At 46.0% G+C, this 10829-nt stretch carries 14 protein-coding genes; 8 read left to right on the top strand and 6 right to left on the bottom strand.

Annotated features, from left to right (window positions below):
* Positions 1–244 precede the first annotated feature (244 nt).
* Both RID09_RS10560 and RID09_RS10565 read left to right on the top strand, forming a co-directional pair.
* A complete protein-coding gene (locus RID09_RS10560) occupies positions 245–454 on the top strand; it encodes a hypothetical protein (RefSeq protein ID WP_446335913.1) in 210 nt (69 codons plus the stop codon).
* A gap of 62 nt (positions 455–516) precedes the next feature.
* Positions 517–2367 (top strand): protein kinase domain-containing protein, encoded by a 1851-nt coding sequence (locus RID09_RS10565; protein ID WP_446335903.1) that lies wholly within the window; start codon positions 517–519, stop codon positions 2365–2367.
* A 388-nt stretch (positions 2368–2755) separates the two neighbouring features.
* On the opposite strand, the gene RID09_RS10570 is transcribed toward RID09_RS10565, so the two are convergent.
* Entirely contained in the window at positions 2756–3010 is a 255-nt protein-coding gene (locus RID09_RS10570) for a hypothetical protein (protein ID WP_446335904.1), read from the bottom strand.
* 115 nt (positions 3011–3125) lie between these two features.
* Between RID09_RS10570 and RID09_RS10575 the strand changes: the two genes are divergently transcribed.
* The 3 genes from RID09_RS10575 (at position 3126) to RID09_RS10585 (ending at position 4047) form a co-directional block, all read left to right on the top strand.
* A complete protein-coding gene (locus tag RID09_RS10575; RefSeq protein ID WP_446335905.1) occupies positions 3126–3371 on the top strand; it encodes a helix-turn-helix domain-containing protein in 246 nt (81 codons plus the stop codon).
* A gap of 95 nt (positions 3372–3466) precedes the next feature.
* Positions 3467–3682 (top strand): hypothetical protein, encoded by a 216-nt coding sequence (locus RID09_RS10580; RefSeq protein WP_446335914.1) that lies wholly within the window; start codon positions 3467–3469, stop codon positions 3680–3682.
* On the top strand, positions 3673–4047 hold the full coding sequence (locus tag RID09_RS10585; RefSeq protein WP_446335906.1) for a type II toxin-antitoxin system VapC family toxin: 375 nt from the start codon (positions 3673–3675) through the stop codon (positions 4045–4047). Before RID09_RS10580 ends, RID09_RS10585 begins: the two co-directional genes overlap by 10 nt.
* Here RID09_RS10585 and RID09_RS10590 read toward each other — a convergent pair.
* Positions 4030–4251: a hypothetical protein gene (locus RID09_RS10590; RefSeq protein ID WP_446335907.1), complete on the bottom strand. Its 222-nt coding sequence runs from the start codon at positions 4249–4251 to the stop codon at positions 4030–4032. The two genes, RID09_RS10585 and RID09_RS10590, sit on opposite strands and share 18 nt — an antisense overlap.
* Positions 4252–4405: 154 nt before the next feature.
* Positions 4406–4948 (bottom strand): hypothetical protein, encoded by a 543-nt coding sequence (locus RID09_RS10595; RefSeq protein ID WP_446335915.1) that lies wholly within the window; start codon positions 4946–4948, stop codon positions 4406–4408.
* A gap of 420 nt (positions 4949–5368) precedes the next feature.
* Between RID09_RS10595 and RID09_RS10600 the strand changes: the two genes are divergently transcribed.
* Both RID09_RS10600 and RID09_RS10605 read left to right on the top strand, forming a co-directional pair.
* A complete protein-coding gene (locus RID09_RS10600; RefSeq protein ID WP_446335908.1) occupies positions 5369–5590 on the top strand; it encodes a hypothetical protein in 222 nt (73 codons plus the stop codon).
* A gap of 446 nt (positions 5591–6036) precedes the next feature.
* Entirely contained in the window at positions 6037–6639 is a 603-nt protein-coding gene (locus RID09_RS10605; protein WP_446335909.1) for a hypothetical protein, read from the top strand.
* A 249-nt stretch (positions 6640–6888) separates the two neighbouring features.
* Here RID09_RS10605 and RID09_RS10610 read toward each other — a convergent pair whose 3' ends face one another.
* The 3 genes from RID09_RS10610 to RID09_RS10620 form a co-directional block, all read right to left on the bottom strand.
* Positions 6889–8061: a beta-ketoacyl-ACP synthase gene (locus tag RID09_RS10610; protein WP_446335916.1), complete on the bottom strand. Its 1173-nt coding sequence runs from the start codon at positions 8059–8061 to the stop codon at positions 6889–6891.
* 138 nt (positions 8062–8199) lie between these two features.
* The gene (locus RID09_RS10615; RefSeq protein ID WP_446335910.1) at positions 8200–8985 is read right to left on the bottom strand and encodes a peptidylprolyl isomerase; all 786 of its coding nucleotides are present in this window, start codon (positions 8983–8985) and stop codon (positions 8200–8202) included.
* Between the two features lie 127 nt (positions 8986–9112).
* A complete protein-coding gene (locus RID09_RS10620) occupies positions 9113–9679 on the bottom strand; it encodes a photosystem I assembly protein Ycf4 (RefSeq protein ID WP_446335911.1) in 567 nt (188 codons plus the stop codon).
* A 404-nt stretch (positions 9680–10083) separates the two neighbouring features.
* Between RID09_RS10620 and RID09_RS10625 the strand changes: the two genes are divergently transcribed.
* A partial coding sequence (locus RID09_RS10625; protein WP_446335912.1) for a photosystem II D2 protein (photosystem q(a) protein) occupies positions 10084–10829 on the top strand: 746 nt, incomplete at its 3' end.

Here is a 10829-nt window from a genome sequence, read left to right on the forward strand (position 1 = left end):
TTTGAACCCAATTGAACATTGGTGGCAAAAAGTGAAGACTGCCATCAGAAAAGAGTTACCTCTTCATGAATTTAATATTCATAAAGCAGCAGACGCAGCGTTTCAGTATTTGTAAATAGACGAGCGCGAAGCGCTATAAATGTACAAAGGTTGCCTGTTGATTGTCGTCAACTCACATACAAACAGTCAGTGTTTGGCACAGTTGAACAGACGCGCCATGGCGCGTCTGTTCCCTTCATCGAAGATGTGTTCAGACTGTGGATACATTCAACCAATGAACTTGAGCGATAGGGTATTTCGCTCTCAAAGGTGTGGTTCAGTTAAGTGTCGCGATTTCAACACTTGGCAAGGGCGCGTCGCTGGGAACTCAACAACTGTGGACAGGACGCTGGCGACAGCCCTGGTAGAAGCAGTAAGTAAACCTAAATGTCCGGTTATGTCAGGAATTGTATGAGTTTTAAATGGCAGATAGGTGATACTGCTAGGTAGCCAAGATTACTGTTTCAAACCCCTCTCATGATATATCCCAACCTGTTGCTTCAAAACCGTTATCGAGTCCTGCGAACACTCGGTAAAGGCGGGTTTAGTCAAACCTTTGAAGTCGATGATCAGGGAGTTGCCAAAGTCCTGAAAGTTCTGAAACTGGATCGGTTCTATAGCTATGATGCCCAAGAAAAAGCTGTATCCCTTTTCCAAAGGGAAGCCACGGTCTTAAGTCGGCTTCAGCATCCGGGTATTCCTAGAGTTGAGTCAGATGGCTATTTTGTCTGGTCACAGGGGACAGACGCCGCCCTGCACTGCTTAGTCATGGAGAAAATTGAGGGGATCACGTTAAAGCAGTGGCGATCAGCTCGAAAAAAACCTACCCTCAGTCAAGACCAGGCGATCGCATGGTTGAAACAACTGGTGGATATTTTGGAACAACTGCACCAACAAGACCTAATCCATCGAGATATCAAGCCCTCTAATATTATCCTGCGACCCAATGGACAACTGGCATTAATCGACTTTGGAGCGGTAAGGGAGATCACCGAAACCTACTTACAACGGCAAAAAGAAAATGCCACAGGCACAGTCATTATCTCTAGTGGTTATACACCACCGGAGCAAATGGAGGGCAAAGCGGTGGCGCAGTCCGATTTCTTTGCTCTAGGTCGCACCTTTGTCTACTTATTCACAGGCAAATCCCCCAACGATTTCGAGTCTCATCCCCGTACTGGCAAATTGCAATGGCGAGAGAGTGCGCCGCAGATGACCAAAGAATTAGCGGATTTAGTCGATTATCTCATGGCGACATTTCCCGGTCAGCGACCGCAAACGTCGGCGATGATTCGCCGTTGTATTGAAGAAATTATTGCTCCCCCCCCTTCCTTACCGCCACCGGCATCGATTCCGATCTTGAAGCGATCGCCAATTCAGTCCAAAGCCAAAGGACTGATGTCTCTGATTACTCAGTTATTGCCACTTTCAATTTCACCCAATCCCTGGGAAAAGGTTAAGCTGCGCCGGACTCTTTCTGGACATACGGATGAGATTCGTGCCATTGCCATTAGTCCAGATGGTAAGACGTTAGTCAGTGGCAGTTATGACAAAACGATTAAACTGTGGGCATTACGCCTCGGCAAACCCTTACATAACCTAACTGGACATAGCCACCGCGTAACCTGTGTGGCAATTAGTCCAAATGGTCAGATTTTAGCCAGTGGCAGTTCTGATAAAACCATCAAGCTGTGGTCACTCAGCACCGGAAAACTGATCAATACGTTTATTAATCGTGCTGACCGAGTGCGGGATATTGTATTTAGTCCCAACGGTCAGATCTTAATTAGTAGTGGGGACTGTGAAATTAAACTCTGGGCAGTACGGACAGGCAAACTCCTACGTATTTTAGCCGGAAACTCCAATTCAGTCCGAAATATTGCCTTTAACCCGGATGGTCATAGTTGTGCCGTGGGCAGTTTGAATGGCACCCTAGAATTGTGGAATCCTCACAATGGTAAACCACTACTCACGTTTACCAATCAATCTATGAGCATTACCTGCCTAAAATTTAGCCCAGATGGTCTGATGCTTGCTAGTGGTAGCAGTCGGGCGATAACACTCTGGAATCCCCAAACGGGTAAATTATTACGGACATTTGCTCCTGAGTCACCTGGCGTAGCGGCTTTGGCATTTAGTCCCGATAGTCAAGTTCTCGCTAGTGGAAGTGGTTTGCTTATTGAACTATGGGATGTTCAAAAAGGTCAACGATTAACCAAGCTCTCAGGACATTCCCAACCCGTTCGTTCTCTAGGATTTAGTCCCCATGGAGATCTTCTCGTCAGTGCGGGGAGCGATCGCAAAATTAAACTGTGGCAATCGGTTTGAAAGGGAGGTTCGTAGTCAGGGCTTTAGCCTAGACTTTCTTGGCAGGAGGCGTCAACCCAACCTACTGGACTGACACAGCTAAAATGGTGGAATAGATTTGATCATTGAATCGGGCGCAAGGGTGGTGCACCTACGGTTCCTTCATGCAAGGTTAATCCGTCAAATTAGGTGTGCTACGCCAATACGTTGTCCATAGTTTTCCTATGTTAGGTAGAGAGCGCTCTTTACCCAATTAATTATCCCTAAGCTGTGGTAGGGAACATTGCCATACCCTATTATAACCGTCGCTTCACTACGATATGAAATCGCTGGCGCGATCGCATCTTCCGCCTACCCTCCCCAAAGCCTGTGAAGCCAAGCGATCGCGCCAGGGAATCACACCTACGATTCAATCCACCATGATCTGTCGCCTCAAAAGACTCATCATTTCTCCCGAAGCACCATAAGGAATCGGTGGACTCCATTCCCTCACCTCCGCAAACCGTAAGCGATGCAGCGTTTTGATAATGCAGTTGATCCCTTTATGGGAACCGATAACCATCACCTTAATAAATTCTTTCCCGGAAACTGGATCTGTAGAAGCCTGAATAGAAACCTCAGCAGAGGGCAATTGATTGTCATTCGGCACAAAGTACGCTTGCATTTGAGTTCACCTAGTTGAATTTAGTGTGGTCTCAGTAGACTACATCAAATCTAGCAAAATGTGGTCGTATAAGACAACATTTACTTGCTCACCATCCTCTGACACGATTAGAGGCATGGGAAAAGCGGGACAAGCTCTCAGGCAAACATTAGACACATACGGCATCAGTCAAAACAAGCTAGCCGTAACCTTGGGAGTTGATCGTTCGATGATTTTCAAGTGGTATCACGAGAAAAGAGATCCCACGGCTGAAACCGTGGTGCAGATTGCTGAGGCACTTCATAGCCTCAATCCTGATGCAGCAGCAGAATTTATCCGATTGTACGTGGGTGATTTCCTCAAGAGTGATCAGGAAGGTTGAAGGGAAGCGACTCCTGCACCTCCACACTCCTACCATCAGCGATTCGCTTTGGAGCTACGATAGAAAAGTTAGATGTTGTTATGAAGTGGACTTTTATGCTCAGTTTTAAGAAAAAAATTGTGACTGATGAAGCGATGCGTCCTGTTGCGGTGTTGATTGATTATCAGGACTGGCAGAAAATTGAGCAATTATTAGAGGCTTATCAATTACAACAAAAACAAGAATTTAATTTAAACCAGTATGCAGGTGTGATTCAATTAACTCAAGACCCTTTGGAGTATCAGCAGCAAATGAGGGATGAGTGGCATTGACGCAGAATTTAATTTTACTGGATACGAATGTAGTTCTGTACTTCTTAGGGGGGCGTTTAACTAACCCGTTACCGTCAGGACAATATTTTGTGTCAGTGATTACTGAAATTGAATTGTTATCCTATCCCAGTCTCAGTTCAGATGAAGAAGTACAGATTCGGGATTTCTTAGCTAAGATTATAGTGGTGGAACTTGAGAGTAGTATTAAGGATTTAGCAATTACATTTCGGAGACAATACAGACTGAGGCTTCCTGATGCAATAATTGCTGCAACTGCACAAGTTTTAAATGCAACATTGTTTACCAATGATGTGAGATTGGCTAATTTGACCGAAATTCACACTCAGTCAGTGCAGATAAGGTGACGGATTTCCCTTGCACTCGTACCTGTTCCCATCCCCCAGCGGCTTCCACCACATGGGCGCAAGTAAGCAAATAACCGTCAGACGAGACAAAAAATCTCGTCCCCCGGATAATACCATCCTCAGCCGCCGCGATCGCAACTGTCCCGCTTTGCCTGTTCCCAACTCATCAGGCTTGACAACCGTTTCTACTTGTTCATCTTCCAACTCACTTTAACCTTAAGGGTTGCTGTTCCATTTTCAAGGCGAGTTATGACTCCGTAGATGCGGAATAGTTGCTAGCAGGAAATTTTTTATTCAGGGCTAACTCAGCCAACATGGGTTAACAAAAGATAACCTGCGTCATAACCCTAAAACCCATCTAAGCAAGTTTGTATTTAATCGTTTGTTGGTCCAGGTATTGACGTACTCCCTCGCTCATCTGTAGCAAGTTGGGTTCAACTTTTTTGCTCAGGAAATCCTCAACCACTGATGCAACCTTGTTTTTTAGTAACGGTGGGACTCCTTGAATCCGCTTGGGATCAATCCTTATTTCGCCACGACTCTCAATCAACGTCTGACCACGATCATTCAAAAAGCGATTCTTGCCAGCGCAGTGGACGGCTTCGGTAAAGGCGTGAGTCTTGATACTCCATGCCAGAGTATAATCTGACTCATTCCAGGTGTTATATTCTGTCCACTTCAGCATATCTTTGCTCAGCAGTGTTCTAACAGGGGCTGGAATCTCGCCACCACCGTGCCACTCATTGACGGTGTGAATACATGCATTTTCTTGATAACGAGACCTCACCTCAATGTTCCGAACATTAGTCATATAGGGAATTAACTCCATTAATCTGTCACGGTAGGTGGCAAAGACAATGGAACGAGAAAAGGGGATCTGGATATCGGTAGAGATAATCATGGATAGCTCTGATGGTTGATTCTTCATAGATTGTAAGATTAAGAGCCTAGATTTAACCTCTCCTCTAGGACTTATTTCCATTTGTCAGTTCAAAACTATCCTTTGGGTAATCGTGCAACTAACTTGGGGATGAAACTCGATAGGATTTAACCAAGGGTTGAGATTCAACTTGGCTACCATTAATCTTATTATTAAGCTTTCATGAGGTCTTCATGAAGCTTTCATGAAGCTTGTGTGAAACCCTAGATAACTCTTGACACTCCCACCCAAAAATTTGTAGTCGTTGAGAAGGGATGGTTGATTGTTCCTCGCATCAGAACCCAGTCGCCAGTCAAAACGAGAGTGGAGAGACAGGCATAAGTCTTATCAGCCACAGGAACGAAAACCATCGCTCAATCGTATCTACCCTGGTGAGTTATTATGCTTTTGGTTTTATTGATAACCTTAACAATCACCTTCGCAGCAATTTGTGTGGTTGTTAACACAACAGAAGAAATCGTCCAGCTAGCCGCAGTGTTTACCGCCATGATTTGCCTGTTTGTTAGCCTCGTTCTTGCCCCTGTGTGGCTCAAGGTGTTAATTGTGCTAGCGCCCATGGTGATAAAGAAGCTGGCAATCGCTGGTATTAGCGTCACACACTGATAAGTCTCATGCCTTATGCATAAGCCTGTTGGCAGGGATGCTCATTTCCTTTAAGGGGATACTCCGGAAGAAATACCCGCCGCTATTACTCTTAAACAGGCAGAAGATAGAATAGTATTTTTCTAATATCTCATATATATTCTATAAAATTTTAACCTCTATTAAATCCAATATATATTTTCAATACTAAAAAATAGTTAATAGTCTAATAAAAAATAAAACTATATTAAATTACATTAATTTCAAAATTTAAGCATAAATTTGAGTAAAAATAAAGTTACCACATGGCGCAAACATGATGTTAGAATTGTGCCATCCTCCTTTCATGCTTTAGCCTAAAGATTAAAACTCGTTTCCTTAAAATGGCTTTGGTGATTTTCGGCTAGGGACTTGGGAATAATAAACTCAAGCGGGTTTTTAATCCATTTATTTTAATAGTTTGACAGATGCAATTTAAGAAATTAGCGCTGATCTTCATGACAGTTACCTTACTCGTAGGCTGTGTACTGAGCATACTATCCGTGCGTTCAGAAAACACAAATGCCAAGCGTTCGGCAAAAATCGCCAATAAAACCTCACCCCCCGTCATCCCACCGCCTCTGGAAACGGCGCTTGAGGAGTTGCGTGTGATCAAAATCAAAATTGAAGGTGATATTCATCCCAAAGAATATGGCGAAGATATACGTGATCTGACACCCATTGTCGAAAATGCCTACGGGGACGCTGAGATTCTAGCTACTGTTAAATCAGCGTTAGCCGGACATCAATTAGCGGTTCAATTCTGGGAGTGCGATCGCGTTTTTGGGTATGATGAACTCTTCCAATGCCGAGATCAAGTCCTCCAAGCCGTCTTCCAAAAATATCCCGACATCGCTGCCCAAGCGAAGGCAGCCGTTGCCAGCGAAAATCTAACTTACATGAGCGCTGGACTGGATGAAAATTCTGTGTTAGAGGCAATTTGGGAAAAGACGGGTACGGATACGGAAACGGCACTGCAAATGAGTAATCCAACTTCCTTGACCGCAGAAAATCAACGCCAAAATGAATAATTCTCCTCAGCACGGGTTAATGTGAACGGTGAGGATCGTCATTTATTATTTAGGACTTGCTGCACAAACCAAAAACTCTTAGATTTCAAGCTTTTGAGCTTTATAAACAATCCATCAGATACAAGGGAAAGCATCTGTTGCTTATCCAAATCATTGCATCACCATCAGGAAAAATGTACCCCTGCTCCCCACAGCACTTATTCAGCAAGCCCTATTTATCATTGGTAAGGGTTTGAGGCTCATGAAGCGCTACTTTCCCAAAGCCACAATTGCATTTTGACCCCCAAAACCGAAACTCCAACACAATACCTGGCGAACCTTGTGCCGACGTGCTTGGGTTACCAAATCTAAATCAAACTCTGGTTTGCCCAATCCCACACAAGGTGGTAATATCTGATCTTTAAGTGCCATCAAACAAAACGCGGTACCCATCGCGCCAGAAGCACCTAAGGTATGACCCGTGGCTCCCTTGGTTGAACTTACTGCCACTCCATGGGGAAACAAATAGTCGATTAACTGGGCTTCATTTTCGTCGTTTAACCGAGTCCCTGTACCATGAGCGTGAATATAGTCAATTTCAGTTGGGGAAAGATGACTTCGGTCTAAACATTGCTGGATTGCGCCTATCGCACTCTTGCTGCTTGACTTTGGCGTAGTAACATGGTATGCATCACAACTAAATCCAACACCTAATATTTGCCCATAAATTGGCACACCACGACTTAACGCCAATTCTGCTGACTCCAAAACCAAAACCGCCCCGCCTTCTGCCAACACTAAACCGTCCCGTCGTTGGTCAAAGGGGTAAGCCCCTGTTTTTGCCAAAGCCCCCATTTTGTCAAATCCTGCCAACGTTAACCGGGTAATCGGGGCTTCCACCGCACCCGCAACAACCCGTTGACATTGACCCGTTTGGATGAGTTCAAACCCCCGTGCGATCGCCCAAATTCCCGTTGCACAAGCTGCCATTGGTGCGATTACAGGTGCCCTAGAGCCTATTTGACGAGCCGTTGCGATCGCGGCTTGGTGTGGCAATGTCTCTAACCAAGTCTCTCCCTTGAACCAAGGGGAATGGGGACGAGAAAATAGCTTCCCTACCCCGCCACTTCCCGGCTCTGCTGCGGCTCTTGCCAACTCTTCCCAAGACGCCTGACAGCCACGACTCGATCCAATCACCACACCACAATTCGGCATCGGTGTCTGAAGATCGGCATCGGCGAGAGCATCGGCTACGATGAACTGAGTCAACGTTGTTAAGGAACTTGGTACGCGATCGATTAGCGCCAAGGGTCGAACGGGTAATTCTGGAAAGGGTTGATAGGGAAGAATCCCCGACTCACCATTAAGCAGTCGTCGCCAACTCTGTTCTAAACCACCTAATGCTGAGATTAGACCAATACCTGTAATAACAACCGAATGCAAACCCAAATTTTGACCTTCCTGCGGTGACTGAACCGACGCTCTAGAAGGGCGGGCGCGAGTTAAGTTATTGGTTTTCTCCAAAACGTTATCCGTAAAACCCGCCCCTACACCTGGGCTTCCCTTGCCCAGCCTGGTGTACTAAGGAGATTCTTTTGTCTCAGACTCAGGTCGTTTCAGGTTTTCCAGCCCTTGGGTGACTTCAGCTGACTCGATGCGATCGCCAACTTGGATAGTCTCTACAACATCCATGCCATTTTTAACATAGCCGAACACCGCATAATTTCCATCCAAAAAAGGCAGATCCGCCAGCGCGATATAAAACTGGGACGACGCTGAGTCTGGCATCGATGAACGTGCCATCGCCACAGCACCACGAGTATGACGTAACTGCGGATCAACAGAAATCATGCCTGCTTGCTCAAACGTTTTGCTATAGATGGGATCTTGAGCATCCTTTGGCTTGATTTCTAAAGGAATGTAACGAGGCTGCTCAGTTTTCGGGTCGATAAAACTCCCGGTTCCCAGACGCTCTACCGGAACATTGGGGTCTTTCCCTTGGGGATCACCTCCCTGAACCACAAAGGGTTGAGGTTCACGCACCACTCGATGAAACACTAAGTCATCATAAAAACCCCGATCTACCAAATCGACAAAATTCCCTGCTGTAATCGGGGCATTTGTGCCATCAACTTCAATGGTAATCGGAGAATCTTTAACAGTTAAAACGACGGTTGCTTTTCCCTCTAATTTGGGTAAGTTGTTAATTTGAGGATTAGTGACCTGAGCTACCGCCGTCCCATTTGTTGCTGATGTTGAGGAATCCGTCCTGTTTTGGGATGCCTCATTTGACGTACTACAAGCTCCAAGACTTACGGCAATAATCATTACCACCACGAGGAGCCAGCGCCGGACGATTACTTGCATATTTATTAACCCTACCTTCTTGTAGCTTGCGCTACTTAATCATTTTGACGCATCAGACGCTTACCTTGCCGCCGAAAGTCAGCTTCTGATGTCTCAAGCTAACTCATATATCTTTGATAGATAAAGCTTACAGTCCTTCTAGGGGGACAGCGAGGAAACGAGCGAGTTCTGCACCTTGGTTTTCCAGTTCCGATAGGGGCAAAGGCTGTCCCACACGAGTGAGTGGAACATCCCGGCGATCTTTTACGCGCAGGTAGAGAGTGCGGCTGGGATTAAGCCCTTCTCTGATCTCAACTTTGATTGATTGCACATCCTCAAGGCGGCAGCTAAACTCTACCTGGCGGTTTTTGCCAGGAAAGCCCCAGCGAAAAACTTTAACCATCCCGGTGTCCTTGTTGAACTCATTGTATCCGCCGCCAACATCCCACAAGATCACTAGCCATAGGTAGAGTCCCAAGAGCAAACCGGCAATACCATAGAAGCTCATGGCAATCCCTTGAGGGATAAACTGTAAACCTCTGGTATCACCTACAGGCAGGAGATCGAGCTGAAAATAACTGGAAAGTCCGGCTAAAAGAAATCCTGTACCGCCGAGCGAGGCAACCACCGCCCACCAGTAGTTGCTCAACCGCCGAGAACCTAAAACAGATTGACGCAGTACAAGGTTCTCTTGTTGGGTTGGGGTGACTGTCATAACATTATCCTGTTGCTTCACTCTCTTCACTCTCAGAATGGGCGTAAATACGCTTCGCCTATTACTATGCCATTTTTAGTGACTCCTGTGCTGAGCGGTGGCAATTCTGAGTCAGATGTATCAATTTGTAAATTTTTGTCCCGCTACTATTATGGTATGGAAACATTGAATCCCCGATTATCCCTAGCGAAAATAGAGGAATCGTGTAAAAATATGGTAGTTTAAGAAAAATTAAGTCCACGCCAGTTCAATGGCGAGCTGGTAAAGCTAGGGTGCTTGGCACACCCTGTATTCAGGCAAAGTTAGTCATGCCGACTGACTTTCTCACAAATTCCCAGTCTATCGCTGTGGAACTGTCAAGCGAAAAATCCTTGTAAACCCTTAATGTAAGAGGATTTGAAACGATGACCATAGCTGTCGGACGCGCTCCCAGCCAAAGAGGATGGTTTGACTCACTCGATGACTGGCTCAAGCGCGATCGCTTTGTATTCATCGGTTGGTCAGGTATACTCCTGCTCCCCTGCGCCTACTTGGCTGTTGGGGCTTGGCTAACCGGCACAACCTTTGTCACATCTTGGTATACCCACGGTTTAGCCTCTTCCTACTTGGAAGGCTGTAACTTCCTCACCGTTGCGGTTTCCACCCCCGCCGATACCTTCGGTCATTCCTTACTGCTATTGTGGGGACCTGAAGCTCAAGGTGACTTCACCCGTTGGTGTCAAATCGGTGGGCTTTGGTCATTTACCGCCCTGCATGGTGCCTTTGGCTTAATTGGCTTTATGCTGCGGCAATTTGAAATTTCCCGCGTGGTCGGAATTCGACCCTACAACGCCATTGCCTTTAGTGGACCTATCGCGGTATTTGTCAGCGTATTCTTGATCTATCCCTTGGGGCAATCCTCTTGGTTCTTTGCTCCCAGCTTTGGCGTAGCCGGAATCTTCCGCTTCTTGCTATTCTTCCAAGGGTTCCACAACTGGACACTCAACCCCTTCCACATGATGGGAGTGGCAGGTATCTTAGGTGGAGCGCTGCTTTGTGCGATTCACGGTGCAACCGTAGAAAACACCTTGTTTGAAGATGGTGAAGGGTCAAATACCTTCCGGGCGTTTAACCCCACCCAAGCCGAAGAAACCTATTCAATGGTAACGGC

The organism is Coleofasciculus sp. G1-WW12-02, assembly GCF_040219735.1.
In the GTDB taxonomy this organism is placed as follows: Bacteria; Cyanobacteriota; Cyanobacteriia; order Cyanobacteriales; family Coleofasciculaceae; genus Coleofasciculus.

What these genes read in the sequence shown, in the direction of transcription:
- RID09_RS10560 (WP_446335913.1), top strand. Translation starts at nt 245, where the DNA reads ATGTGTTCAGACTGTGGATACATTCAACCAATGAACTTGAGCGATAGG.
- RID09_RS10565 (WP_446335903.1), top strand. Translation starts at nt 517, where the DNA reads ATGATATATCCCAACCTGTTGCTTCAAAACCGTTATCGAGTCCTGCGA.
- RID09_RS10570 (WP_446335904.1), bottom strand. Translation starts at nt 3,010, where the DNA reads ATGCAAGCGTACTTTGTGCCGAATGACAATCAATTGCCCTCTGCTGAG.
- RID09_RS10575 (WP_446335905.1), top strand. Translation starts at nt 3,126, where the DNA reads ATGGGAAAAGCGGGACAAGCTCTCAGGCAAACATTAGACACATACGGC.
- RID09_RS10580 (WP_446335914.1), top strand. Translation starts at nt 3,467, where the DNA reads ATGCTCAGTTTTAAGAAAAAAATTGTGACTGATGAAGCGATGCGTCCT.
- RID09_RS10595 (WP_446335915.1), bottom strand. Translation starts at nt 4,948, where the DNA reads ATGATTATCTCTACCGATATCCAGATCCCCTTTTCTCGTTCCATTGTC.
- RID09_RS10600 (WP_446335908.1), top strand. Translation starts at nt 5,369, where the DNA reads ATGCTTTTGGTTTTATTGATAACCTTAACAATCACCTTCGCAGCAATT.
- RID09_RS10605 (WP_446335909.1), top strand. Translation starts at nt 6,037, where the DNA reads ATGCAATTTAAGAAATTAGCGCTGATCTTCATGACAGTTACCTTACTC.
- RID09_RS10615 (WP_446335910.1), bottom strand. Translation starts at nt 8,985, where the DNA reads ATGCAAGTAATCGTCCGGCGCTGGCTCCTCGTGGTGGTAATGATTATT.
- RID09_RS10620 (WP_446335911.1), bottom strand. Translation starts at nt 9,679, where the DNA reads ATGACAGTCACCCCAACCCAACAAGAGAACCTTGTACTGCGTCAATCT.